Origin of the sequence: Bacillus benzoevorans, assembly GCF_014207535.1 — a bacterium.
Classification (GTDB): domain Bacteria; phylum Bacillota; class Bacilli; order Bacillales; family Cytobacillaceae; genus Bacillus_BD; species Bacillus_BD benzoevorans.
Genome location: NZ_JACHGK010000027.1, coordinates 1 through 25,755, shown reverse-complemented (window position 1 = coordinate 25,755; position 25,755 = coordinate 1). Strand labels below are relative to the sequence as shown.

Annotated in this window: 20 protein-coding genes, 1 pseudogene and 1 other annotated feature; of the genes and pseudogenes, 14 read left to right on the top strand and 7 right to left on the bottom strand. The window is 39.6% G+C overall.

Going from position 1 to position 25,755, the window contains the following annotated elements; all coding sequences use genetic code 11:
• Positions 1-135: 135 nt before the first annotated feature.
• Positions 136-381 (top strand) — a binding site (T-box leader).
• 102 nt (positions 382-483) lie between these two features.
• Together trpB and trpA are read left to right on the top strand one after the other, a co-directional pair.
• The gene (gene trpB, locus HNR53_RS21495; RefSeq protein WP_184529947.1) at positions 484-1,668 is read left to right on the top strand and encodes a tryptophan synthase subunit beta; all 1,185 of its coding nucleotides are present in this window, start codon (positions 484-486) and stop codon (positions 1,666-1,668) included.
• Positions 1,661-2,431 (top strand): tryptophan synthase subunit alpha, encoded by a 771-nt coding sequence (gene trpA, locus HNR53_RS21490; RefSeq protein WP_184529945.1) that lies wholly within the window; start codon positions 1,661-1,663, stop codon positions 2,429-2,431. Before trpB ends, trpA begins: the two co-directional genes overlap by 8 nt.
• Before the next feature lie 4 nt (positions 2,432-2,435).
• Here the strand turns inward: trpA and HNR53_RS21485 are convergent, their stop codons facing one another.
• On the bottom strand, positions 2,436-2,675 hold the full coding sequence (locus HNR53_RS21485; RefSeq protein ID WP_184529943.1) for a hypothetical protein: 240 nt from the start codon (positions 2,673-2,675) through the stop codon (positions 2,436-2,438).
• Between the two features lie 139 nt (positions 2,676-2,814).
• Here HNR53_RS21485 and HNR53_RS21480 point away from each other — a divergent pair, with 139 nt between their 5' ends.
• The 3 genes from HNR53_RS21480 to HNR53_RS21470 all read left to right on the top strand — a co-directional run bounded on the left by HNR53_RS21480 (position 2,815) and on the right by HNR53_RS21470 (position 7,071).
• On the top strand, positions 2,815-4,239 hold the full coding sequence (locus tag HNR53_RS21480) for an NAD-dependent succinate-semialdehyde dehydrogenase (protein WP_184529941.1): 1,425 nt from the start codon (positions 2,815-2,817) through the stop codon (positions 4,237-4,239).
• 154 nt (positions 4,240-4,393) lie between these two features.
• Positions 4,394-5,500, top strand: coding sequence for a GerMN domain-containing protein (locus HNR53_RS21475; RefSeq protein WP_246439730.1), 1,107 nt, complete (start codon positions 4,394-4,396; stop codon positions 5,498-5,500).
• Positions 5,501-5,787: 287 nt separating this feature from the next.
• A complete protein-coding gene (locus HNR53_RS21470) occupies positions 5,788-7,071 on the top strand; it encodes a LysM peptidoglycan-binding domain-containing protein (protein ID WP_184529940.1) in 1,284 nt (427 codons plus the stop codon).
• A gap of 62 nt (positions 7,072-7,133) precedes the next feature.
• Here HNR53_RS21470 and HNR53_RS21465 read toward each other — a convergent pair whose 3' ends face one another.
• On the bottom strand, positions 7,134-8,849 hold the full coding sequence (locus HNR53_RS21465) for a hypothetical protein (protein WP_184529938.1): 1,716 nt from the start codon (positions 8,847-8,849) through the stop codon (positions 7,134-7,136).
• A gap of 225 nt (positions 8,850-9,074) precedes the next feature.
• On the opposite strand from HNR53_RS21465, the gene HNR53_RS21460 reads away from it, so the two are divergent.
• Positions 9,075-9,317 (top strand): hypothetical protein, encoded by a 243-nt coding sequence (locus HNR53_RS21460; RefSeq protein WP_184529984.1) that lies wholly within the window; start codon positions 9,075-9,077, stop codon positions 9,315-9,317.
• 103 nt (positions 9,318-9,420) lie between these two features.
• Here the strand turns inward: HNR53_RS21460 and HNR53_RS21455 are convergent, their stop codons facing one another.
• Together HNR53_RS21455 and HNR53_RS21450 are read right to left on the bottom strand one after the other, a co-directional pair.
• Positions 9,421-10,149, bottom strand: coding sequence for an SIMPL domain-containing protein (locus HNR53_RS21455; protein ID WP_184529936.1), 729 nt, complete (start codon positions 10,147-10,149; stop codon positions 9,421-9,423).
• Between the two features lie 181 nt (positions 10,150-10,330).
• The gene (locus tag HNR53_RS21450; protein WP_184529982.1) at positions 10,331-11,029 is read right to left on the bottom strand and encodes a pirin family protein; all 699 of its coding nucleotides are present in this window, start codon (positions 11,027-11,029) and stop codon (positions 10,331-10,333) included.
• A 251-nt stretch (positions 11,030-11,280) separates the two neighbouring features.
• Here HNR53_RS21450 and HNR53_RS21445 point away from each other — a divergent pair, with 251 nt between their 5' ends.
• The 6 genes from HNR53_RS21445 to HNR53_RS21420 all read left to right on the top strand — a co-directional run bounded on the left by HNR53_RS21445 (position 11,281) and on the right by HNR53_RS21420 (position 16,767).
• Positions 11,281-12,459: an LL-diaminopimelate aminotransferase gene (locus HNR53_RS21445; RefSeq protein WP_184529934.1), complete on the top strand. Its 1,179-nt coding sequence runs from the start codon at positions 11,281-11,283 to the stop codon at positions 12,457-12,459.
• Between the two features lie 166 nt (positions 12,460-12,625).
• Complete coding sequence (locus tag HNR53_RS21440; protein WP_184529932.1) at positions 12,626-12,931, top strand: iron-sulfur cluster biosynthesis family protein; 306 nt, start codon at positions 12,626-12,628, stop codon at positions 12,929-12,931.
• A 328-nt stretch (positions 12,932-13,259) separates the two neighbouring features.
• Complete coding sequence (locus tag HNR53_RS21435) at positions 13,260-14,036, top strand: IclR family transcriptional regulator (protein WP_184529930.1); 777 nt, start codon at positions 13,260-13,262, stop codon at positions 14,034-14,036.
• A 56-nt stretch (positions 14,037-14,092) separates the two neighbouring features.
• Complete coding sequence (locus HNR53_RS21430) at positions 14,093-14,977, top strand: acetaldehyde dehydrogenase (acetylating) (protein ID WP_184529928.1); 885 nt, start codon at positions 14,093-14,095, stop codon at positions 14,975-14,977.
• Positions 14,978-15,002: 25 nt separating this feature from the next.
• Positions 15,003-16,028 (top strand): 4-hydroxy-2-oxovalerate aldolase, encoded by a 1,026-nt coding sequence (gene dmpG / locus HNR53_RS21425; protein WP_184529926.1) that lies wholly within the window; start codon positions 15,003-15,005, stop codon positions 16,026-16,028.
• A gap of 508 nt (positions 16,029-16,536) precedes the next feature.
• The gene (locus HNR53_RS21420; protein WP_184529924.1) at positions 16,537-16,767 is read left to right on the top strand and encodes an excisionase family DNA-binding protein; all 231 of its coding nucleotides are present in this window, start codon (positions 16,537-16,539) and stop codon (positions 16,765-16,767) included.
• Positions 16,768-16,829: 62 nt separating this feature from the next.
• Here HNR53_RS21420 and HNR53_RS21415 read toward each other — a convergent pair whose 3' ends face one another.
• Positions 16,830-18,494 carry a glutamine--tRNA ligase/YqeY domain fusion protein gene (locus HNR53_RS21415; RefSeq protein WP_184529922.1) on the bottom strand — a complete coding sequence of 555 codons (1,665 nt, stop codon included), beginning with the start codon at positions 18,492-18,494 and terminating at the stop codon, positions 16,830-16,832.
• A gap of 404 nt (positions 18,495-18,898) precedes the next feature.
• On the opposite strand from HNR53_RS21415, the gene HNR53_RS21410 reads away from it, so the two are divergent.
• Both HNR53_RS21410 and HNR53_RS21405 read left to right on the top strand, forming a co-directional pair.
• The gene (locus HNR53_RS21410; RefSeq protein WP_184529920.1) at positions 18,899-21,619 is read left to right on the top strand and encodes a dynamin family protein; all 2,721 of its coding nucleotides are present in this window, start codon (positions 18,899-18,901) and stop codon (positions 21,617-21,619) included.
• Between the two features lie 66 nt (positions 21,620-21,685).
• Positions 21,686-23,275, top strand: coding sequence for a DUF2252 family protein (locus HNR53_RS21405; RefSeq protein WP_184529918.1), 1,590 nt, complete (start codon positions 21,686-21,688; stop codon positions 23,273-23,275).
• Positions 23,276-23,967: 692 nt separating this feature from the next.
• On the opposite strand, the gene HNR53_RS21400 is transcribed toward HNR53_RS21405, so the two are convergent.
• Positions 23,968-24,138: a hypothetical protein gene (locus HNR53_RS21400; protein WP_184529916.1), complete on the bottom strand. Its 171-nt coding sequence runs from the start codon at positions 24,136-24,138 to the stop codon at positions 23,968-23,970.
• A 79-nt stretch (positions 24,139-24,217) separates the two neighbouring features.
• Positions 24,218-25,247 (bottom strand): annotated as a pseudogene (locus HNR53_RS21395) (IS1595 family transposase).
• Positions 25,248-25,755 lie beyond the last annotated feature (508 nt).

Sequence of the window (25,755 nt, the reverse complement as noted above, 5' to 3'; positions counted from 1 at the left end):
AATTATGAATGTTATTTAGTAATTTGTAAAATTTAAGAAATTGTCAAAATAATATTTTTAGAGAAGAAATGGCAGCGAACGAAAGAAAATTATTGTAGACAAATAGGAAGAGAGAGTGCTAGAATATTCATAAATAATAAACCAGTGAACAAGAGTAGTAGGGATTATGACTTGTACTTAGAGAGCCGCCGTTTGGTGAAAGGCGGATGCAAAGATGATTCTGAATGGACTTGCGAGGGAAGCCTGAAATCTGAGGAGAGTAGGCGCTTACGGGATCCTGCCCGTTATCAATGGGGTGTATATGATTGTATACACAAAGAGTGGACGATTTTTCGTCAATTTGGGTGGTACCGCAGAAGTCACAAAGCTTTTGTCCCTTTTTCTATTGGGATAAAGGCTTTTTTTATTGTTTTTTTTAGTAGTGGAAACGATTGTATTTCAACATGCACTATAAATGATCTTTATTAAAGGAGAATGAGAAGTATGTCAAAAGGTAGATTTGGTATCCATGGCGGGCAATATATGCCTGAGACACTGATGAATGCAGTTATTGAACTGGAGGAAGCTTACAATCATTATAAAAATGATCCGGAATTTGTAGCAGAGCTAAATGATTTATTGAACAACTATGCCGGACGGCCATCGATGCTCTATTACGCTGAAAAGATGACAAAGGATTTGGGCGGAGCGAAGATTTATCTAAAGCGGGAGGATTTAAACCATACGGGTTCCCACAAAATCAATAATGTCCTTGGACAGGTGCTTTTAGCAAAACGGATGGGCAAAACGCGTGTCATTGCTGAAACAGGTGCCGGACAGCATGGGGTGGCCACAGCTACAGCCGCGGCATTATTAGGACTAGAATGTGAAATCTTTATGGGTAAAGAGGATACCGACCGCCAAGCGCTTAATGTGTACCGGATGGAGCTGTTAGGAGCAAAGGTGCATGCAGTAACGAGCGGAACGCAGACCTTAAAGGATGCGGTAAATGAAACGATGCGTGAATGGACACAGCGTGTTCACGATACTCACTATGTATTGGGTTCAGTAATGGGTCCTCACCCGTTCCCGACAATTGTCCGTGATTTTCAGGCTGTTATTAGTCAGGAAATTAAGGAGCAAATAAATAAAATAGAAGGAAAGCTTCCAGATGCAGTAGTAGCCTGTGTCGGCGGAGGCAGCAATGCTATTGGGACTTTCTATCATTTTATTGAAGACAAGCAAGTTCGCCTGATTGGCTGCGAAGCTGCAGGACTTGGAGTTGAGACAGATCGAACAGCAGCCACAATGGCGACCGGCACTGTCGGTATTTTCCATGGGATGAAGTCGTACTTCTGTCAGGATGAATACGGTCAAATTGCTCCGGTATATTCCATTTCAGCCGGACTCGATTATCCAGGAGTAGGACCAGAGCATGCGAACCTTAAAGATATCGGCAGGGCAGAATATGTCCCTGTTACGGATGATGAGGCAGTAGAAGCATTTGAATATCTTTCCCGCACAGAGGGAATTATTCCGGCAATTGAAAGCGCCCATGCGGTTGCATATGCCAAGAAACTAGCACCGGCAATGAACAAGGACCAAATCATGGTCATTTGTTTATCAGGCCGGGGAGATAAAGATGTGGCGGCAATCGCACGCTACAAGGGGGTACAAATCTATGAATAAAGTAGAAAAAGTATTTGCAAACGGTAAAGCATTTATTCCATTTATTACAGCAGGCGATCCAAATTTAGAGATAACGGAGCAATTAGTGCTGCAAATGGCGGAGGCCGGTGCCGACTTAATCGAATTAGGAATTCCTTTTTCTGACCCAGTTGCAGAAGGACCTGTTATTCAGGAAGCTGATTATCGTGCTCTTGCATCCGGCACAACAACCGATAAAATTTTTGCCATGGTGAAACGCATCCGTGAGAAATGCGATGTTCCCATTGCCTTTATGACGTATATTAATCCGGTTTTCACTTATGGGGTAGACCGGTTTATGAAAAACTGCCAGGAGGTTGGAGTTGATGCGGTCATCGTTCCGGATACACCGTTTGAGGAAAAAGAAGAGCTGCAGCCATATTGTACAAAATATGATGTGAAGCTCATTTCGATGATTGCCCCGACATCCCATGATCGTATTCAAATGATTGCCCGTGAGGCTGAGGGCTTTATTTACTGTGTCTCATCGATGGGGGTAACAGGTGTCCGTTCTGAAATCAGCAATGATGTGGAAGGGATGATTAAAGCGGTGAAAGAAGTGAAGGATATCCCTTGTGCGATTGGATTTGGTATTTCAACGCCTGAGCAAGCTAGTAAAATGGCAGGTATTTCTGATGCCGTAATCGTTGGGAGTGCCATTGTGAAAATCGTCGCCCAATATGGTGAGAGATGTGTCCCTCATGTAGTGGAGTATGTCCGAAATATGAAGGACGCTATACGATAATTTTTTAAAAGAAAGCTTGAGAGAAGGGGAAATCCCCAGCTCTCAAGCTTTTTTTGCTGTCAGCCAATTGTCTTCTTGAGTTCTTGGCCGCTTTTAGGGAGATATTGGCCAGTTTGGGGAAGATAACGGCCACTTTGCCCGATATATCGGCCACTTTGCCCCATATATCGGCCAGTTTAGGCAAAATATCGGCCACTTTTACGAATATATCGGCCACTTTACCCCATATATCGGCCACTTTCAACTTTTCTGCAAAAATGGATAAAATCCGGTTGCCTCTGTGACGCGAATTCCGCAATTCATTGCAGGTAAAATAAATATTTTCCAGAATAGTAAAGATAGGTTAGTAGTATGCAAATTAGGGGAAAATGAGGTGCTTGCTGATGAAACATTGGCCGATGATTATCAATGGAAAAGAAGTAGATGCTCATGACAGGATTGAAGTGAACAATCCGGCAACTCTCGAAATCATTGCAACGATCCCAAATGGAGGAGCAGAGGAAGCAAAACATGCCGTAGATGCTGCTGCACGCGCCTTTAAAATATGGGCGAAGAAAACAGCAGCTGAGCGCAGTCAATTATTAATGAATTGGTTTCATCTTATAGACAAGCATAAAGAAGAAATTGCTGAAATCATGACAACTGAGCAAGGCAAGCCCTTACCAGAAGCTTTAGGCGAAGTCGTATATGCGAATAGCTTTATCTCTTGGTATGCTGAGGAAGGTAAGCGAATATACGGTGAGACCATCCCGGCATCCTTACCGAATAAACGATTATTTGTGCAGAAACAGCCAATTGGTGTCATAGCCGCCATTACACCATGGAATTTTCCGGCAGCGATGATTACGCGCAAGGTGGCACCGGCAATCGCCGCCGGCTGTACAGCTGTGATTAAACCGTCAGAACTTACGCCGCTGACAGCGATTCGCCTTGTCCAATTAGCTAATGAGGCCGGAATCCCGGATGGAGTATTAAATATCGTGACCGGAGATGCCGCACAAATCGGAGAAGCCTGGATGGCAGACAGCAGGATTCGAAAGGTTTCTTTTACCGGCTCCACAAGAGTGGGGAAATTATTAATGCGCCAGGCCGCTGATTCAGTGAAAAAGGTATCGCTTGAGCTTGGCGGACATGCGCCGTTCATTATTACTGCTAATGCTGATTTAGCAGATGCTGCAAAAGGGTTAATCGTTTCTAAGTACCGCAATGCCGGGCAAACTTGTGTCTGTGCCAATCGGATCTTCGTCCATGAATCCGTCGAAAAGCCTTTTATTGAAATCTACAAAGCAGAGGTTGCTAAGCTAAAGACAGGGAATGGTTTGGTGAAAGGCAATGATGTGGGTCCCCTTATTAAAGAAGCAGCGCTAAAAAAAGTGCAGGACCAACTTGATGATGCGGTGAAAAAGGGAGCCCAGTTAGTGCTGGGGGGCAACGGACTAAATGAAGAAAATGGCTATTTTATTACCCCGGCGATATTAACGAATGTTACAGAAGACATGAAATGCATGAATGAGGAAACATTCGGTCCAATCACACCGATCACAACTTACCGAACAACAGACGAAGTAATCGAGCGGGCAAACAATACACCATTCGGGCTGGCAGCTTATATTTTTACCACGGATATTGCAGAGGCTATTGCACTTGCCGAAGGTGTGGAATATGGCATTGTTGGATTGAATGACGGACTTCCTTCGACAGCACAGGCACCATTCGGCGGTTTTAAAGAAAGCGGTCTAGGGCGTGAAGGCGGTCATTATGGAATAGAGGAATACTTAGAGATTAAATATATTTCACTGGCATTCTGAAAGAAACTGCCAAGGTTAAGGATATACTTTCTATTCTTAGCCTTGGCTTTTGTCATAATTTAGTAAAGTAGAACTGAAACAGAAGTTGTTTTTCCATATATAATGAAGTCAGAAGAGGAATACTTTTTGACACTTAATAAATGAAAGGGAGTGGATGATGATGAAAAGAGCAGTATTATTATGGGCTGTCCTGATTCTTACCTTGTTTCTTGCAGCCTGCAGCACAGGAAATGGTGATGAAAACAACAATAATAATGGTAACAACAATACTGCCGGCAATAACTCAGGTGAAAATGATAGCGGCAAAGAAACCGATCCTTTAAGTATAGAGGATTATGTTCCTATTAAAGAAGATACCCGTTATGTATACGAAGGTTCGGGAAATGAGTATGCTTCCTATGATACATACATTGATTATACTTCCGATGGTAAGTTTCAGCAGCGAGTGAACAATGGCGGAACCGTGATGGCCAAAGTTTTTGAAATAAAGGATGGAAAGTTAATAAGTAAGTATTCCAGAGGAGAGGCTTATTACCGGGAAAACCTGCTGAACAAAACAGATGAAAAGGAAGATGTACTCCTGAAGGAACCATTAGAAAAGGGAACCACCTGGACATTAAGTGATTCAAACACAAGTACGATTACGAATCTAGATGTCGATATTTCAACTCCTTCCGGGGATTATAAGGCACTGGAAGTCACGACAAAAGGTGAAGAAGGACAAACAATCGATTACTATGCCCAAAATGTCGGTCTGGTTAAAACTGTGTTTGTAACTGAAGGTACGGAAATAACCTCTACCTTGAGTAAAATAGAGGAAAATGTATCTTTGATGCAAAATGTTTTATTTTATTATCCGAATATCGATGATGGAAAGTATTATTATCAAAACAAAGAGCTGCAATTCCACACGAACGATATGACGAAAAAGGTGCTGGAGAACGCCTATAAGGAGTCGCTGCCCGCCGAATATAATATTGGAAAAGTGTTTTCAGCACAGACGAAAATTAACAGTTTATATTTAAATCAGGATGGAAATGTCTATATTGATTTAAATAGTGATTTTGTTACAAATATGAACGCAGGGGCGGGATATGAACAAATGATCCTTCAAAGCATCGCCAATACGTTCGGATCGTATTACAATGCAGCAAAGGTTTATTTAACAATAGATAATGGTCTTTACGAATCAGGGCATATTATGATGCGCAAGGGAGAATTCCTGACAGTGCATGTACAGAATGCTGTAGAAATGAAATAATGAATAGACAGTCCCGAAAGATAGATATGGAATCTTATGGGACTGTTTTTTTTATGCAAAAAAATGCAGGCCAGATTCGCGCAGCTTACCCTAAAATTTGCGGCTAAACTCGGAATAACAACGAATATCGCCAAAATCATACAAGAATATTTCCCGGAAAATGATCGCTGCAGCATCATTTCAATTTATTCTTCCGTTCATAGAAACAGACAATTTTGCTCTCACAGAATCCCAATGAGTATATTACAAGTATCTTTTAATAAAATGATTGTAAGGGGGGATTCTTAGTGTCTATACATGTGGTGAAAGGCGGGGACAGCTTATGGTCCATTTCCAGCTTGTACCGGATTCCTGTTGCAGACATATTACAAGTGAACGGGCTTTTATCCCCTGACCTGCTAATGCCGGGACTTGCCTTATATATACCCGATCGTTCCTTATCGCTTCGTTATTATCAAATATCTGCAGGGGATACTTTGTGGAAAATAGCGAATATGAATCATACAAGCATCGCTTCCATCATTTCCGCTAATCCAGGAATTAATCCCAACCTTTTATCTATTGGACAAAGATTGAATATTCCGTCACCCAATAAATTACGTTTAACTTCATTGGGCTTTATAGTACCGCAATCACTTGAAGAATCGATGGCAGTGCTCGAATCATTGGCAAACCAGTTGACTTATGTAGCAGTAGTGGCCTTCTCTTTAACTGAGGAGGGGTATGCTTATGTGTTATTAAAGGATCTGGAGCTTGTGGCAAGGAGCCATCAGCTAAATGTCACTCCTTTATTAATGATTCGAAACTTTTTTAATGGCGGATTTAGCCCTGAACTAATCGGAAATGTGCTGGGAAATCCAGTTTATCGTAATAATTTGGTCAGAAGCTTAGTAAATTTAGCCCGTTCCCGCGGCTACAGTGGAGTAAGTATTGACTTTGAATTTATTCCGCCGCAAAGAAGAAATGAATTTACTCTTTTTTTGACGGACCTTAAAAGGGAGTTAAACGATCTAATCTTACATGTAAATATTCATGCAAAAAGTGAAGATATGCCGACAAACCGGATAGTTGGGGCTTATGACTATCGTGCTATCGGAAACGCCGCGGATATTGTAGCGGTTATGACGATCGATTATGGCTATCCAACGGGTCCTCCCGATCCGATAGCGCCCATTGGCTGGGTAGAGGAGGTTATTCGTTATGCAGTAACGCAAATGAATCCGCGAAAAGTCCAAATAGCGATAGCTCTCTATGGCTATGATAAGATCGTCAATTCAACCATTACAACAGCTTTGTCTGTCCAAGCTGCACAGCAGCAGGCTCTTTCTCTTGGGACCGTTATTGAATATGATGATATAGCACAGGCACCGTGGTACCGCTATTATAGAATGAATGAGGAGCATATTGTGTGGTTTGAGGATATTAGAAGTTTTACAGAAAAGTATAAATTAATCGATTTATATCAATTGCTGGGGTCTACGTTTTGGCATATCGGTCTGCCTGCTCCGCAAAACTGGGCATATATGAGGGATCATCTTCAAGTGCGAAAGCTAAATCCTGTACAGCCGTAATTATCAGCAAAAAAACACGGTGCACTCTTTTGAAGGAGTTCATCGTGTTTTTTGGATCCTGCTTATTCAATACCCTCTATCGTCATTTCTTTTACCGGCAGGAATGTTTCTCCTGTATCCATATAGGTCACTTTAACTTGATCACCTACCTGCAGGTAAATCGCCAGTGGCTCATTCTCCGATGAAAGGGTGTAGTTTTTCTTATTATCCAATAAGAAGGAAATCAGCGTATATTCACCGGAACGTTCTTTATACACCCTCACAACCATTCCGGATGTCTGTCTTTCCTTCGCATTTGAACTGCCGTCTACAGTACCGCCGCCGCGCTGCAAGGCTGTTTTATACTGCTTTAGTGCGGCATTAGGTGTCGAAGCATAAACGGAAATTTCGGGATTTGCTGCAGATACAATAAAATAATTCTGCAAAAAGCCGTTGGAATCAAGAACAGGTGCCAGCCAGCTGGCCTCTCCATAGAAATTATAAAGAACAGGCATAGCTCCTTGCCATTTCTTCTCAATAAATTTCTTTTCAATGATTTGCAGCGCACCCTGCGAATCCATGTAGGATTCCTCTAAATTACCCGTATAGTAGACTGCTTCTCCTGTCTTTGAGTTCGTCAGTGAATAACCAAGCATGGAATCGACGCCTTCTTTAGGACTCGTAAAATCAGTGAAATAATACATGATTCCATTTTCATCGAAAATCGGACTCACATTGGCCTCTGTTCCTTCATCTGAAGGCAGCTTAACATCAGATTTTCCAAACTTGCTGTTCCAGTATCCGTGAACATAATTACCGTAATAGCTGTTCTGCAGACTGACTGCTTCAGGAGAAACGGCTCCGTCAATAAAGTCAGGAACATCGTTCAGCCGATATATTTTTGTATCACCGCTAACTGGCTCTACCATGACAATTCCTTTCACAGCAAATCCGTTCCGTGCCGAAATAAAGTCACCATATGAACGGATGTAGAATGGTCTTCCATCATCATCAATTTCAAGCTGCACATCTCCGTAAAAAATAAGCTGTGGGTGTTGGAAACGAATATGCCGTTCTATTTTTTTATGAAAAAATGAAGAGGGGGTATAAGCCATTTCAGCGTTTATAAATTTTGGATTAGCAGAAGAATCTGTAGCGCTAATCGTGAAATATCCAGGTGTCACATCAGCTTTCCACCATTTAAAGAAACCTGAGAATTCAACAGGGGCAATATAGACATATTCGCCATTTACCTTTTGAATCTGCAGATTGCCCAGCTCATAGTAGCTTGTATTTGGAACCTGGCCAAATGCTTTTTTCATCTTGTTGCGGGCAAACTGCGGCGGAACGCTCGCAGGTGTTTCCTTTTCATCAAAAACTTCAATTTCTGTTTTGACTTTCATTTTGGCACTGTCAAATTTTTCATTGGCGTTAAACAAAAATGCTGTGAGGAAGTATACACCTATGAAAAGGCTCCCAATAAACAGCAGTGACTTGATCACTCTTTCTGTGCCAGAAGCTAAAAGAGATCCGATACCGGTAACAATAATAGCGTATATCCATAAAGAGGTGAGATTACGGTCAAGATTGGTTACATAATAATAAGTGAATACAAGAAGGATTAATAAAGTAAAGCTTGTTAGATAAAATCCAGTTTTTGTCGGTCTTTTCATATTCTCGACATTTTTGTTCTTTTTGAATAGCTTTTTTCCGCCAGCTGTTTTCTGCTTCGAAAAGGGGATAAGCATAAGGGCAGAAGCTAATCCCACAATAAGCGAGAATAGTAAAATATTACCCATAAATACACTCCTTTCAATCATAAAGGTCAGTTTTAATACGTATAACATGGGGAAAGGTTTCATGGAAAATGAGGAAGGCAGCTGAGGCTTTAAAATGAAGGGGCAAAACAAATGATCTAAGGAAAAAATAGAGACCAATCGGTTGATTAGATTCTTTTAGAATTCCCCAAATTATCATATAATTGGTAGAGAGAGTTAATAAATATGAGAAAAAGGGTGATCAATATGACGGGTACAATTGCAGTAATCATGGTTTTTGCTATTCCAATCATTGCCATCCTCACGAGTCATTTTCAAAAACAGTCCAAAATTAAGCGTGACATGATTAAAGATGAAATCGAATTAGAGAAATTGAAACAACAAAATTACTTAATGGAAACGGAAAAATTACGGCTGGAACTCGAAAGGATGAACAGGAATCTCATCATCGATGAAAAAGTGAATGAAAAAAATGAAATAAAACTCTAAAGGTTTCGAGCGGTTCGGAACGAGGGTGCGAACGATTCAGATGGGGGTTCCGAATCGTTCACAACAGGTGTCTTGCGAGTGCAGCCTTTTAAATATTTTCCTCTTAACTTTTATATGAATAAACCGCTGTCACATTGGCTGTAATCGTAAAACGGCCTTCTTGGATTGGAGGAGGACCCTCAGTTGAAACACCGGCAACTTGAAACGCATAAGGGCGTGGAGCCGAACCTTGCCCCATGCTTCTTTCGATCATTTTTATGGGAATGGGATAAAGGGCAGCCCTGATCGTTTGCGCAAGTACAGCTGCTTTTTTTCCGGCATCGATCACTGCCTTTGACAAAGCCTCTTGATAATATTGTTCTGGATTTGAAACTAGAAACTGGATCGTCCCGCTGCGATTGGCCCCATTTTGAATCGCTGCATCGTAGACGAGCCCTGTTTTCGTAAGATCCCTAATCGTAATTTCAAATAAATGTTCAACTTCATAGCCTCTTAAGATAGATTTTCCCTCAATATAATCATAACGTGGAAAAATAGAATAGGTCACCGTTCTGATATCATTTTCACTAATTCCGGTTCTGGTTAATGCATCGATGATTTGGTTTGAAATTTTTGTGTTTTCCTGTTGGGCCTGCTGTACGTTTGGATTTTCCGTTGAAACGCCGATATTTATCTTTGCTTGATCCGGTTTTGTTATGACACGTCCTTCTCCCTCTACGGTCATAGTAAAAGAGTTTTTGACCGTGGAATGCTGCTCAGGAAAAGAAGGAGTCCTGTACTGACTATACACAAAATCACCTCTATTAAAAAGATATGCAATATACTTAAGCAATCATTTGCACCCTAAACACTTTAGCTCAATCTTATATTTATTCGGCCAAAACATAAAAAAGAAGCCACAGCTTTTGTAATAAACTATCGTGATAAACGATAGCCTCACACTGTGACTTCTTCTCTAACTTTATTCAGCAGAAGTCCCCCACTTCTATAAATGGTGGGACGAATGCAAGAAATCATTCTTTTGCCATTTCAATGACTAAAATATGGGAAGTTTCTTTCGCTTTAATTTGAATATCTTCCTCTATAATTTCAAGACCATCTCGAGCATCTAAGCTAATCTCATTGATATCAGACGTACCTTCGATCTGAACTAAATAAGCTTGGCGTCCGTTCGCTACCGGGAAGTTGATCTCTTTATCTTTGTCCAGCTCTAAAGAAAAGAAATTGACATCCTGATTAATTTTTACTGTTGCATCCCCGTCTTTACCCGATACCATATGGAGCCATTTATTATGTCTGTCTTCCCAATTAAAGCGGAAATCCCCGTAATTAGGTGTGTAGCCTTTTTTGTCAGGGAAAATCCAGATTTGCAGAATTCTTAACATCTCATCCCCATGATTATGCTCACTATGCAGGACGCCTGTTCCGGCACTCATATATTGAACATGTCCGCGTGTTACAGTCTGCTTGTTTCCCATACTGTCCCCGTGAGTCAAATCTCCTTCAACTACATATGAAATAATCTCCATATCACGGTGCGGATGTGTATCAAAGCCAGTATGTGGTGCAATCAAGTCATCGTTAATTACTCGTAATACACCAAAATTAATGTTTTCAGGATTATAGTACTCGGCAAATGAGAAATGGAACAAACTTCTCAGCCAGCCTAAATTACTTCTTCCCATTTTGTTATGATCAATTTTTCTTAACATCATGTCATCCCCTTTATTTATATGTTTGGTTTTTTATCTATTGATATGCATTGCATTCTTAGTATCCTATATTTCGAATTAGAGATAATTTAATTCGAGATAATTGTACGATCTCCTTATTAACTTGTCAATTAAAATAATTATCGTTTAAAAAGAAGCCTCTGCAGTAATGGAACTATGGTACATTTATATTGAGATAGTAATTTAAAAAAGAATTATAGAAAAGATTTGGCTTCAAGGAGGATTCAACCATGAAAATTGTTCCATCGCAGATTATGGGAAAACTGACTACTGGAATTTTTACAGAAATGGCGAATAAAAAGCAAGAAGTTATCCAAAAAGGAATGGATGTTATCGATCTAAGTGTCGGCAGTCCAAATCTGCCTCCGCCCGATTTTGTAGTCGATTCGCTTGTCGAGTATTGCGAGGATTCAGCAAAATACGGCTATACACTGACAGGAATTCCAGAGTTTAATCAAGCGGTTTCTTATTTTTATCAGCAGCGCTATCAGGTAGAGATTAATCCTGTTGCAGAAGTGTTACAGCTGATGGGCTCGCAGGATGGATTGTCCCATTTGGCTCTAGCAATGGTAAATCAAGGTGACTATGTGCTTGTACCCGACCCAGGCTATCCCATTTATGAGGCCAGCGTTACGATAGCGGGCGGTACGGTTTATCCAATGCCATTACTGGAGGAAAACCAGTATTTGCCGCAGCTGGATGAAATCCCGGCAGAAGTGTTGGAGAAAACAAAAATGATGATTATTAGCTATCCGGGAAATCCTGTTACAGCATTGGCAGATGAATCATTCTTTGAACAGGTGGTAGAATTTGCCCGAAGACATAACATTCTAGTGGTTCATGATTTTGCCTATTCTGAACTGATCTTTGATCATCACCCGCAGATGAGCTTTATGTCCATTCCCGGGGCGAAAGAAGTTGGGATTGAATTTAACTCTTTATCTAAAACCTTTAATATGGCTGGCTGCCGCATAGGGTATGTAGTAGGAAACAGGGATGTGATTAACATTCTGGCTGCACTTAAGTCACATATCGATTATGGTGTGTTTTATCCGATTCAAAAGGCAGCTGAGATTGCACTGACATCGGATTATCAGGTATTGGATGATCAAGTAAAGGAATATGAAAAACGCAGAGATGCGCTGCTTACAGGATTAGCGGGTGCTGGCTGGAATGTTCCAAAATCACCGGCAACGATGTTTGTTTGGGCTAAAATTCCTGAAGGGTGGGCTTCTCGTGAATTTGCTTTTGCACTCCTTGAAAAAGCCGGTGTTGCTGTAGTACCGGGCGATGCTTTTGGGAGTCTTGGAGAGGGTTATGTCCGTATTGCCCTCGTCCAGACAGCTGAAAGGCTGACGGAAGCCGCAGAGCGGATTGGGAATTTTCTCTCTAGAAATGATAAAAATTAAATAGGAGATACTTTATTAATATGAATCAGGTTGTACGCTTCTGCAGCCTGATTTCTTTTTTGTAAGTATGGAAAAATATTATTTTGCGAATATTATGAGCAAGAAAACTACCATTTATAAAAAGTCGATGTATAATAATTCTAAGTAAATAGAATGGAGGATTTTTATGAATATTACCGTAACAGAAACAGCAATCGCAACATTAAAAAACTTATTAGCAAAAGATGAAACGAAACAGTCGGTCTATGTTTATTTAGCAGGTGTTGGCTGCGGCGGGGGAGGAACTGCCAGTTATTCGCTAGCACCCGTGGAGCAAAAAGAAGGAGAAAACACGATAGAAATGGATGGCATTACGTTTATTTATGACAATTTAATGCTAAAACATACAAAAAACATCCTGATTGATTATAAACCTTCTGCGTATGGAACAGAAATATGGCTGCAAAATTTCATGATAAAAGACGTTAAATAAACATATTTTATGTAAAATAAATTGAAGGTCATTTCTTTTATTCAATAATAAAGTGTATTTTTTTACGCTTATAAATACCTATAAGGGTATTTATAAGCGTTTTTTGCTTTGTGTATCGATGTGATAAAAGTCGTTGATATTTCACTGCTCTATTTAAAGGAAATTGGTTCTAATATTCGTTTTCCCTTTATTCACATGACTTTTCCAAAATAATTCATGATTTGTCAAATGAAAAAATGTTGACAATATAGTAGACGGGCTTTATGATAAGAATGTAAGTTGAAATTACGAACGCCATTCGGTAATGTCGAATGCAAGGAGGGTAACCATGGCAGAGCGTTTGATACAATCTGTTGACAGGGCTGCCGATATTCTTGAGTTGTTCTTAGATGGCGAATCAGAACTAAGTGTTAAAGATATCAGCGAGAAATTAGGCTTATCGAAAAGCACCGTTCATGGTCTAATCAAAACCCTGGAACATAGAGGGTACCTTCAGCAAAATCCAGATGATTTAAAGTATAAGCTGGGCTTAAAGTTATTCGAACTGGGTTCTTTTATTGCTGACAAATTAGATATTGTCCAAATTGCCCGCCCGTTTATTAAGGAGTTGGTAGATGAACTGAGAGAGACTGTTCATCTAGTCGTGAGGCAGCAAGATGAATTAGTTTATGTGGCAAAAGAAGAAGGGCCACAAACTTTAAGAATCTCTTCCCATGTTGGGAAAAAAGCTCCGATTCACTGTACAGGGGTGGGAAAGGCGATTCTCGCTTATCAAAATGAGAGAGAAGTTGATAGAATTCTATCAACAATAAAAATGCAAGCCTTTACTGAACATACCATCACTGATAAAGAAGAAATCAAGAAACAACTTCAAACGATAAAAGAAAACGGTTATTCGCTTGAAGATGAAGAGATTGAGTTTGGTCTTGCATGTGTTGGAGCGCCAATATTCGATTACAATGGGAATGTATCCGCTTCATTAAGCTGTGCTACACCAAAAATGAGACTAACAGATGAGAGACTTCCAGAAGTAATCGCAGGTGTAAAAAATGCAGCAGCAAAGATTTCGAGATGCTTAGGTTACAAAGATGTTCCTCATTATTAAACTTGAGGCACAATTCACTATAAAATTACTTTCTTATATTTAGGAGGAGAATTATTTTGGCTAAAAAATTAAAAGCGGCTATTATTGGCTCAGGTAATATTGGAACAGACCTTATGGTCAAATTAGGTAGATCAGAATTCTTGGAATTAACTGCAGTAATCGGAATTGACCCAAATTCAGACGGTTTACGCCGTGCAAAAGAAGCAGGTTATGCTGGTGTTGACACTGGAATCGACGGTTTCTTTGAACAAGGTTTAGAAGCAGACATTATGTTTGATGCAACAAGCGCAAAAGCACATCTTTACAACGACAAATTATGTCAAGAACGCGGCATTAAAATGCTTGACTTAACACCAGCTGCAATTGGACCTTACGTATCACCAGCAGTAAACGTTAACGAACATTTAGATAAAAGCAATATCAACATGATTACTTGCGGCGGACAAGCTACTATTCCAATGGTTGCTGCTATTAACCGCGTATCTAACGTTGTATACGGCGAAATCGTTGCTACGATTTCAAGTAAATCTGCAGGCCCTGGTACTCGTGCAAATATCGATGAATTTACTGAAACAACTTCAAAAGCAATCGAAGTAGTTGGCGGAGCTGACAAAGGAAAAGCGATTATCATCTTAAACCCTGCTGAACCTCCAATCATGATGCGTAATACTGTATACGCGCTTGTTGAAGAAGGCACAATGAACGAAGAAGGTATCCGTGAATCTATTAAAGAAATGGAAAAAACAGTTCAATCTTACGTTCCTGGTTACCACTTACGTACTGAACCAATTTTTGAAGGCAATAAAGTAACTGTTCTTATTGAAGTTAAAGGTGCTGGAGACTACTTACCGGAATATTCTGGTAACCTGGATATCATGACATCTGCAGCTGTTCGTATTGCTGAAGAGTTTGCGAAAAAAGAATTAAAGGAAACAGTTTGAGCTGAAGAAAGGGGAAAATAATAACATGACAATCGAAAGAGATATTCAAATCACAGAAGTTGCATTACGTGACGGAAGCCATGCTGTTCGCCACCAATATACAGTAGAACAAGTACAGGCTGTAACAAAAGGATTAGCTGACGCTGGTGTTCCATATATCGAAGTAACTCATGGTGACGGTTTAGCTGGTTCATCTTTACAATACGGTCTATCTAAAGTAAGTGATATAAAATTAATCGAAGCTGCAGCAGATGTTGCTGGTGATTCAAAAATCGCAGTTCTTCTATTACCAGGGATCGGAACAATTGAAGATCTGAAAGAAGCAGCCAGCGTAGGTGCAAAAATGGTTCGTGTTGCGACACACGTAACAGAAGCAGACGTTGCTCCACAACATATCGCAATGGGTAAAGAGTTAGGAATGGAAGCAGTTGGATTCCTAATGATGTCTCACATGGCTCCTGTTGAAAAATTAATTGAGCAAGCTAAATTAATGGAAAGCTACGGAGCAGATATCGTATACATGACTGACTCTGCAGGTTATTTACTTCCTGAACAAGTAACTGAGCGTATCGGTGCATTAAGACAAGAACTTCAATGTGAAATTGGTTTCCACGGCCACAATAACTTATCTATGGCTATGGCTAACTCTATCGCAGCAATTAAAGCTGGCGCAACTCGCATTGACGGAAGTCTTCGCTGCTTTGGTGCAGGTGCTGGTAATACACAAACAGAAGTTCTTGCAGCGGTTTGTGATCGTATGGGAATCAAAACAGGTATCGATTTATACAAAATTCAAGATTTAGCAGAAGATATTGTTGCACCACTTCTTCCTGTAACACCAACAATTACAAGAGAAGCAATCACACTTGGTTATGCAGGTGTATACTCAACATTCGCATACCATGCAAAACGTGCTGCTGCACAATTTGGTGTTGATGCTCGTGACGTTCTAGTTGAATTAGCAAGACGTCAAGTAGTCGGCGGACAAGAAGACATGATCATTGATGTTGCAGCAGAACTTGCTGCAAGACAAGGCGTAGCTGCTAAATAATTCAATTATTTTAAGATTAACACGTACGGATAAAGTATAAGTTTGGCATATAAACATAATCCCGGACTGTATTTTGGGGAAAGTACAGTCCGGTGATTATAGGTTTGTTTCATAGACTTATATTTGTTTGGGGGAAATCAAAAGCAAAGGGTGTTCAATATAATCCTGATTGAAATAAATGGTATTTAGGGGTAGATATCATTTATGGTTATCTGCTGCTGGGCTGAATTTTTGGGGGAAATTTAGTTCCGAAACAGATGAATAGTTTTGCAGTGGTTTCTACAAATGTACGGATTAGTTATTTTGAAATAGGCGAACGGGGTTAAGAGTAAGGTCAAATTAAGGGGTTACATATAGAACGTAATGGCAGACAGACTTTCAAAGGGAGAGTCTGTCTGCCTTTTTTGCGTCATCAGTTGTTCTTAGTTTATACTATTTTTATTAAATGCATTTTTGTTGCGTAAAAACGATGTACCATTGAACTGCGTGTAGAGGAGAGGTGTTACCTTTGTATTTAACTATAAAGGAGACGGCAGAGTATTTAGCTTTATCAGAGGAAACGATAAAAAAATTAATCGCACAAAAAAAGATACGTGCTTTTTTTGAAGGCGAAGGCTACTTAATCAATAAAGAACAGTTTAATACATATTTCAAACAAATGGAAAAGTATAAAGAAATGGTAGAAGAGTATTTACGTGAACCAATCCCGGAAGACAGGGATATTAAAGATGAGGATTAATTTGAAAGGGACAGTCCTAAGATACATTATCGATAGGACTGTCCCTTTTCTTTATTTTTAAATTATAGTTTAAACGAACTCTTTAATGAAACAATTAAGTTAAAGACAGGTTTCTCAGGCGTTGAATTCTTTGGATCGACATTAAAATAGCCATGGCGGAAGAATTGAAATTTATCGTGTGCCTTAACATCCTTCATATTTGGTTCAACAAAGCCTTGAACAATTTGTAATGAATTTGGATTTACATGGTCAAGGAAGGTTGTTTCTTCACCGGATTGTTCTGCAGCTTCCAGTTCTTCATCTTTAATTAACGGCTCATATAAACGGAATTCAGCCGGTACAGCCTGGCTGGCATCTACCCAATGGATCGTTCCTTTTACTTTACGGCCGGTAAAACCGGTACCGCTCTTCGTTTCTGGATCATAGGTACAATGAAGTTCCACCACATTGCCTTCTTCATCTTTAATAAATTCCTCACACTTAATGAAGTATGCGTGTTTTAAACGGACTTCATTTCCAGGGAAGAGACGGAAATATTTCTTCGGCGGATTCTCCATGAAATCATCCTGCTCAATATAGATTTCACGGGAAAACGGAATTTGTCTCGTACCCATTTCTGGATTTTCCGGATTGTTTTCTGCATCTAGCATTTCAACCTGACCTTCAGGATAGTTGGTAATGACAACTTTTAACGGGCGCAGAATGCCCATTGTACGCAATGCTTTTAATTTTAAATCCTCGCGGACGAAATGTTCCAGCATCGCTGATTCAACGGTTCCAGAGTTCTTAGAAACGCCTGTTTCTTTTACAAATTCGCGAATAGCTTCCGGTGTATAGCCTCTTCGGCGCAATCCTGAAACTGTCGGCATCCGCGGATCGTCCCAGCCGTCAACATAGCCTTCGTCTACAAGCTGCTTCAGCTTTCTTTTACTCATAACGGTATTCGTGATATTTAAGCGGCCAAACTCATATTGTCTAGGTACGTTTTCCATTTCACATTCAGCGACAACCCAGTCATAAAGCGGACGGTGATCTTCAAATTCAGTCGTACAAATCGAATGAGTGATCCCTTCAATCGCATCTTCCAGCGGATGGGCAAAATCATACATCGGGTAGATACACCACTTGTCCCCTGTATTATGATGTTCAGCGTGTGAAACTCGGTATATGACAGGGTCGCGTAAATTGAGGTTTGGTGAAGACATATCGATTTTCGCTCTCAATACCTTGCTTCCATTTTCAAACTCTCCATTTTTCATCCGTTCAAATAGATCAAGGTTTTCTTCAATAGAACGATTGCGGTATGGGCTTTCTTTACCTGGTTCTGTGAGGGAGCCGCGGAATTCACGGATTTGTTCCGCTGTTAAATCATCTACATAAGCTTTTTCCTTTTTAATTAAGAGAATAGCCCGTTTATACATTTCATCGAAATAATTAGATGCATAGAGCATACTGTCCCATTCAAATCCCAGCCACTGTACATCTTCCTTTATGGAATCAACATATTCCTGATCTTCTTTTGATGGGTTTGTGTCATCAAAACGTAAATTTGTTTTTCCGTTAAATTCATCAGCTAAGCCGAAGTTAATAACAATTGACTTGGCATGTCCAATATGAAGATACCCATTTGGCTCAGGAGGGAAGCGCGTAATGATTTCTTTATGCTTCCCTGACTCAATATCTTCCTTTATAATATTTCTAATAAAATTTGACGAATTATGTTCCAAACTGAATCAGCCTTCCTTTTAAGTAACGTTGATTAGATTAATTTTTATTATAGCAAATATGAAAGAGTCACTTAAATGAATTTGTGATATTTTCTTAATATATCCATTACAACCCAGTCATAAACGGCATAAATCTTTATGGATACGCCTCAGTTCCTCTTGTTTGAGAAAGAAATAAGTCGACTGCTATTAATCATCAAAACATAAGAATTATACCATATTGTGGTATGATAAAGAATAAGAATCATCTGAATATTATTGGGGGCAAGGCGCTTCCGCTTTGCGAATTTGTTACATAATTGTAAGTGTAATGACATTTTCTACAAAATGTGCTTTGATACAATACAAGAATATGGAGAAAAGACATAAACGAAGTAGTTACTTTTTTCTTTGGGGGCGAAAAAATGACGGCAGATCAACAGCTGATTGAAAAAATGTTTTATGAAACGTTCTTAGAAGGAGATAAAGAAAAGGATCCGGTTGCAGTACTCGGGGAGGCCTATTTTGAAGAACAGAAAAAGGAAGTAGCCGATTTGTCTGCTATTCGATTTGCCCAAGGGGAAGTGTATTTTCATTATAAAGATTTTGAAACGGCCGTTTTCAAATGGGAGAGTATCCGCAATGCACTAGAACCATGGGCAAGGAAGAATATTGGCGATGCCTATTTTGAACTCGGATGGCTGCCGACTGCAGAGGATGTGTATAAATCGATACATACCGACAATTTGACATTAACGACGGAAGTGTCGCTGCAGCTGTTTTCCCTCTATCTTGAACAGGAAAAAACAGACTTAGCAAGCCAAGTCATTAAAGAAACGGTCATGCTGAATCCAGATTATCCAAATGTAACGGCACTGGCCCGTGCTTTTTTTGAAGAACAGCAGGACGGACTCAGTATGGTAGAACTAGCGATGAACGAAGCAATCCGCTTGGAATCTGTGGAGTGGTTTGATTGTTTACATCAATATATTAAAGATGGCTATACGAAGGACATGGATCCTGCGTATTTCGATTATGCTCTGCTCCTGTTATTCCGACTGGATCGCGAACGATTTGAGGATACAACTGCTGATTTATGGAACATCTATAAAAGTGGGGAATCTCATACTGCTTGGATTATGGTCATTAATCGAGTATTGAATGAACCCGAACCAGACAAAATCCGCTCTTTAAGTAAATTAACCCGGTTGTATAAGGAGTCTTATTTATCCTTTATTAATGGAAGTTATTTAATTAAGGATATTTCAGCATTGATTCCTAATATTTTAACGAAGTGGCTCAGAGTATCAGACACTGCGGGTACATTAACTTCTGCGGCTGCGGTTGTTTCATGGAATGAAATGTTTCCGGGAACACTTGAGACGACTGTCATTCATGATGCCGAAACTATATTACTAGAATTAGAGAATCGCAAAGACGGGTGGGAAGATGCGGTAGAACTCTCTAATGAAGTATTGAACTGGGCGAAAGAGAAAGGTCTGCAAACGTCTAAGCCGCTTGCCTGGCTGATGCAGGATTTGAAAAATAAGAAGGATTGCTACCGGCTTATAGTGGTAGGAACATTTGAAAGCGGGAAAGAGGCAGTTATTAATTCCATTGCCGGGGCAGCTATTTTAAGTGAGGAAACAACAACTCCTGTTATTATTGAGCACGCAGAGGAAGAGGAAATCTATGAAATCTCTGAGACGGATATACAAGAGGTTGAAAGAATGGAAGAAATCCCGTCATACCGTCGCAAGCGTCTATTCTACGTGAAGATGCGGAGTGAATTTTTACGGAGACAGAGGCTGACTTTAATCAATACTCCTAATTTAAATGGCGGGAATGAGCTAGTGCCATATCTCCATGCAGCGGATGGGATTCTCTTTGTTTTGAATGCTCATTCACCGTTTACGGTAAAAGAGCAGGAGCATCTGCAGCGTTTGAAGCGGGAGATGCCGGGCGTTCCGATTCATTTCCTTGTCAACAAAATGGATTCTGTATATGATGAGCGGGAAATGGCACAGTTCGTTGATGTACCGCTGGAGAGAATCAAGCATTTTGAACCGAATGCCGATGTCTTTGCTTTTTCTCCTCACTACAGCAGCTTCGATCAGTTAAATGATTTGCGCCAATTCTTCGAAGCCAATTACAGCAATAAAAAGATTCAATCAGAACAAACGGCAAAGCTGCTTTATTTTGTTCGAGAAATGATTTCATATTTATTTATGCAGCGGGCGGAAAAAGAAAAGGAAATGATTGATTCTATTAAATGGAATGAGGAAATGCTGTCAAAGCTTAATGGGGCCATTAACCAAATGGATGACATTTCAGTGCAAAAAGCTAGAACTTTGACACGCTCATATCAGGATATAAAGGAAGAAATCCGCTCGGAATTAGCTGCTAAAATTCCACAGATTTTGCGTGAATGCTCTGAGATCATAAAAGAGGAGAGTCATTTCGGAAAGATCCATGTAGAATTAAATAAAGAGATGAACAAAAGGGTAGAAGCCTATTTGCAAACTACGATGATGCCGCATTTTTTTCATATGATTCAGAATTGGATTGAGAATTGTGCCGAAGAGCTGAATGCAGAGCAGCTTTCATTAAATGAGATGGGTGAAAGCTTCAATGCCTTATATGACGAAGAAAAGATTAAGCTTCAGTGCGACTTTCAGGTGCTTGAATATTGGCAGCGTGATGCAGAAAGGATTACAAGCGGCATTAATTGGGAGTATATCACTATTATCCCGCGCTTCAATCCTGCGCAGCTGATTTTAAAAAGTGCAGGAAAACTCTTAGGTGTAGTACAGCAAAAAAATGCGATGCTGTATAATAAATATAAGGATTTTGTCGAGACATACGACTATAAGGAAGCAGTGCAAATGATTATTTCCAGCTTCCTGAAAGAGTTTGAACTATTTGAAAGAAATTTAAACCGCGATATGAAGTTTTTCTTTAAAAATCCGCTGTCTCTTTTACATGAAACAGTGGAGGAATCACTTTCCGGTATTGAGTACAGCAAAGCAGAGCTGGAAAAAATGAGAGAAAACCCTGAATGGTATCAGGATCCGCTCACTTTATTCGAACTGAAACTGCGCCAATATGAATGGCTCAATCAAAGTCAAAGAAGAGTTTTAGTTTAGCAGAAGTCCCCCACTTTTAGGTGGGGGATAAATGCATTTAGGAGTAAAATTTAAGGAGTGGATAAGATGTTAAGAGAAATGCAGGATAGAGTGAAAAATACGAGAACGATGCTTCGTCGGCAGATGATTGAAACCATTCTGAATGAGTTTGACGAACAGTGTATGCACCTTAATCGGGAGATGAGAAGAGAAAAATATGAGAAAATGAGTGAGAGTCCGTTTCGTTTTTTCCGGGGCAGTGCCTATTTATTTTATTATGATATGATGCGGATTCCTTTTTCCTTTCATACACCGGAGGATAAGCCTGTCTGGATTCAAGGTGATTTGCATATGGAAAATTTCGGTGCCTTTCAAAATGAGAAAGGGGAAATTGTCTTTGACGTAAACGATTTTGACGAAGGATATATCGGTTCTTATCTTTACGATGTACTGCGTATGTCTGTCAGTATCGCATTATTCTGCGCTGCCGAATGTTTGAGCGAGAAGGAACAAAAAGAGCGGATTCTTGCGTTTCTGCAAGGATATTATGGGCAGATGAAGCGGTTTAAAAAGAAGAAAGATGATCCGCTTAAGCTGGACTTTACTAGTTCTAATACAAAAGGACCAGTGCAAAAAGTGTTAAAGAAACTGGAAAAAAGACAGAAGGATCATTTATTGAAGGATATTACATATATAAATGAAGAAAATAAACGCACTTTTGCCTGGTCAGATGAAATTCTGCCAGTGAGCACTGAAGAGAGAAAGGCCCTTGAATCCTTCTCAGAGGCTTATTTCAGTTCTCTTGATGCAGAGGATAAACGTGAGATGTCTTTCTATACCATGAAGGATATAGCCCGCAAGCATGGCTCAGGAACCGCTTCAATCGGACTGGACAGATATTATATTCTTGTGGAAGGCGGCAAGGAGGCACACGGTGTCGATGATTTAGTGCTTGAGGTAAAAGAAGTCCGCATTCCAATTCCTGCCTACTTTCTGCCGTACAGCGAAGCATTTTGGGAAAAATACTCCCATCAGGGTAAACGCGTCATTACCACACAGAAAGCAATGCACCATCTTGAGGATCCATATTTGGGCTATTTAACCATCAATGATCGTGATTTCTATGTCCGGGAACGATCTCCTTATAAAAAGAAAGTGAAAGCGAAGGACATGAAGAAGCTGAAGGATATCGATGAGACATTAGAACTTATGGGGAAAATAACGGCTAAGATTCATGCCCGTGCCGATGTAGATGTTCAGTCGGAGTTATTTTCTTATCACAGTGAAGAGGAAATTCTCAAAGCAATTGGCGATCAGTTTGACAGTTTCTGCACACAGATTGTTTTTACGGCAATGACCTATAAAGAACAGGTAAAACGAGACTATGAGTTATTCTGCCAATGGGTTGATAAGGAGTTTAGCGAAGCGGATACAATAAGTGTAAATGAGGCAGAAGAAGCTGAAACAGCATGTCAGGAGAATATTCACTCCGGCAATGAAGCCAGCTTAGCTCAAACAGAGAATCGTGATGCTATTTCGGCAGAGGAACAAACTAAGAATGAAACAGCTCCGCTGGATAAAAAGGAAGCAGGAGCGGCTGTGGTCGATTCATCCGCTGCAGTAGTACAAAGCAGCGTAGAGACGGCAGCACCAACAGCAGAACATGAATCAGTATAATAAGTATATTTGGCGGAAAAGTAACGAAGAAGGCATATGAAATAGGGATCAGCGATATAAATGGAAGGTGCGTTACTAGACCTATAGGGGGCAAAAGATGATGCAAATTAACACCATACGTACTCTGAACATCAAAGTGCCAGTGGACTAGTGAAATCGGGCAGGTCTTTTTATTTTAGGTTCTATTAAACTTTAATGTTGATTTTGGCGTAAAATAAAGGGAAAATCCAAATTAGTGTGATTTCCCTTTATTTTACAGTATTGTATAATTTCAAGAAGGTTTGTTCCTTGCTATTTTTGTTATGTAAATTTATTCTTTCTTTTACGCTGTCACTTTTACCTATATCCCACCATTCAACCATCATATAAATATCATTTACTTCATTTAGGGTAATAAAGTCTCTGTTTTTGTTCGTATATGTTCCACCTTCGATTACTCCAGTTGTTTCCTCTGCAATAACAATTCCTCCTCCGGATGCCGACCAGAATGTACCACTGTATCCTCACCGTTAATAATTGCGTGGGTTTCGAAATGAAAGGAATCCGCAATATATTCATTTTCATTTTTCATATTTAAAATTTTGGCTCTGTTAAATCTTAATGTTGTTTTTTAACAATAATGAAAGGAAGCCCAGAATGAATGGAATTTAAGGGCTTCCCAACGCACATATATTAATTGTTTTGCTAAAAGATTATTGCATTTTTTCTTTTTCTAATAGCCGAATAATTTCCTTGTTTTGTGCAACTTGTGCTTCACTATTTCTCTTAATCTGATAAACCCATATTAAAAGAAATACCATTGACAATGGTACTGCAATTGTAATCAACATAGATAATAAACCCATTCCACTTGGTGTAACCATGTTCATCCCTCCCTTAGTAAATTTTACCATATTAAAGAGAGCTTTCATTATAGAAAACTGACCATTTGTTGACATAGTATTAAATATCGAACTTCGACAGACGTAAACTATCATAAGTGTCGGTCATTTCAAATACAAATGATGTTAGCAGAAATTCTTTAATATGTTGATTAGTGCTTTCGTTACTACGACTATCGACAAATAAGAACCAAGAAAGGTAATTGTCGAGATACTTTGTAGCCACACCTTTAAAGCGGTCTATCCATTGTTTCAAACGAGAATGGAGACCATTTACATTTTGGATGTGATACAAGCCCTTAATAACGTGGTTGCCACCATCTGATTTAATTCTGTAATGCTCTAAGCCCTTTTCTTTTGCATAGGTTTTATATGCTCTCCAAGCATCTGTGACAAGCACATTTTCGTTTGACAGTTTAGAACCAATTAATTTTTCAACTTTTGGTTTCACAATACGCCCCATACAAGCAACTTTTGAGACGGTTGCTTTTGTTCGGTCTCTGGCAACGAGAACGCAAACCTGTTCGTGACTTATTCCTCTATATTTGGACTTTCCACCACGTTTGCGAGGTTTACGTTCAGTAATGCCCCTTTGTCCCTTTTGAGAGTACAGGAAATAGGTCTCGTCAATTTCGACGATACCCTCAAACTGTTCAACATCCATTTGCTTCAAGGCGTTTAACAGTTTGTGTCTCCAATAAAAAAGAGTAACCCAAGTAACCCCTACGATTTCAGCCGATTTCCGTAGGGAATAGCCTTTGAACATACAATCAACAAAGGTAATCCATTCGTTGCCTTTTCGAGTACGGTACAAGACGGTGTTGGTTGTGTCAGTGAAGGATTTGTTACAACATTTACAGCGATACCGTTGCCGACCATTGTACTTTCCGAACCGAACAACGTGTTCCGATGAACAATGAGGACACTCAAATCCTTCCTTGAAGCGAGTTTCTCTCATTTCATTGATTAAACGACCACCCGCAGAGGAAGTAGGTTCAACATAGCGTTTAACCCATTGGTAAACTTGTTCTTTTTTTTGTGTGTGGTAATTTGTCGATATACTTTAACAAGTTGCTAAACGCTTTGCTCACCTTGATATCCCCCGAATACTTGTTCTTATGCTGATTATATCAAGATTTTGGACATGTATCAAATATCAACATTTATCTTTAACAGAGCCAAAATTTTTAGGGCCAATCAAGCAACTTTGTAGAACTATGAATATTTCAGGTGAAATGTTCTTTTAGAAAATCATTTCGTTACTTGTCATCAAATCTCCAATAAGAATAGCAATGGAAAATTTGGAAAATGGGAAAAATAATTTGGTTTATTATATGAGGTCATTGAGTCCTTTTATGAATGTAAACCAACCTTACGAAAATATATTAATATAGAGTACAAGTTTGTATAGTAATTTTAAGAATTTTTTTAAAATTTAAATAAAACAAGAAATATTTATTGTAAAAATTTTCAAGAAAATATAAAGTAGATTTATAAGTACATTAGGGAGCATTCCTGTTAGAAGGATTTTCGGGGACTTGAACAAAAAAGAGCCCTCTTGGTATGATACGGGGTGTCAAATCGTTGCGCGAAATGACC

What these genes read in the sequence shown, in the direction of transcription:
- trpB (WP_184529947.1), top strand. Translation starts at nt 484, where the DNA reads ATGTCAAAAGGTAGATTTGGTATCCATGGCGGGCAATATATGCCTGAG.
- trpA (WP_184529945.1), top strand. Translation starts at nt 1,661, where the DNA reads ATGAATAAAGTAGAAAAAGTATTTGCAAACGGTAAAGCATTTATTCCA.
- HNR53_RS21480 (WP_184529941.1), top strand. Translation starts at nt 2,815, where the DNA reads ATGAAACATTGGCCGATGATTATCAATGGAAAAGAAGTAGATGCTCAT.
- HNR53_RS21475 (WP_246439730.1), top strand. Translation starts at nt 4,394, where the DNA reads ATGATGATGAAAAGAGCAGTATTATTATGGGCTGTCCTGATTCTTACC.
- HNR53_RS21465 (WP_184529938.1), bottom strand. Translation starts at nt 8,849, where the DNA reads ATGGGTAATATTTTACTATTCTCGCTTATTGTGGGATTAGCTTCTGCC.
- HNR53_RS21460 (WP_184529984.1), top strand. Translation starts at nt 9,075, where the DNA reads ATGACGGGTACAATTGCAGTAATCATGGTTTTTGCTATTCCAATCATT.
- HNR53_RS21450 (WP_184529982.1), bottom strand. Translation starts at nt 11,029, where the DNA reads ATGTTAAGAAAAATTGATCATAACAAAATGGGAAGAAGTAATTTAGGC.
- HNR53_RS21445 (WP_184529934.1), top strand. Translation starts at nt 11,281, where the DNA reads ATGAAAATTGTTCCATCGCAGATTATGGGAAAACTGACTACTGGAATT.
- HNR53_RS21440 (WP_184529932.1), top strand. Translation starts at nt 12,626, where the DNA reads ATGAATATTACCGTAACAGAAACAGCAATCGCAACATTAAAAAACTTA.
- HNR53_RS21435 (WP_184529930.1), top strand. Translation starts at nt 13,260, where the DNA reads ATGGCAGAGCGTTTGATACAATCTGTTGACAGGGCTGCCGATATTCTT.
- dmpG (WP_184529926.1), top strand. Translation starts at nt 15,003, where the DNA reads ATGACAATCGAAAGAGATATTCAAATCACAGAAGTTGCATTACGTGAC.
- HNR53_RS21410 (WP_184529920.1), top strand. Translation starts at nt 18,899, where the DNA reads ATGACGGCAGATCAACAGCTGATTGAAAAAATGTTTTATGAAACGTTC.
- HNR53_RS21405 (WP_184529918.1), top strand. Translation starts at nt 21,686, where the DNA reads ATGTTAAGAGAAATGCAGGATAGAGTGAAAAATACGAGAACGATGCTT.
- HNR53_RS21400 (WP_184529916.1), bottom strand. Translation starts at nt 24,138, where the DNA reads ATGGTTACACCAAGTGGAATGGGTTTATTATCTATGTTGATTACAATT.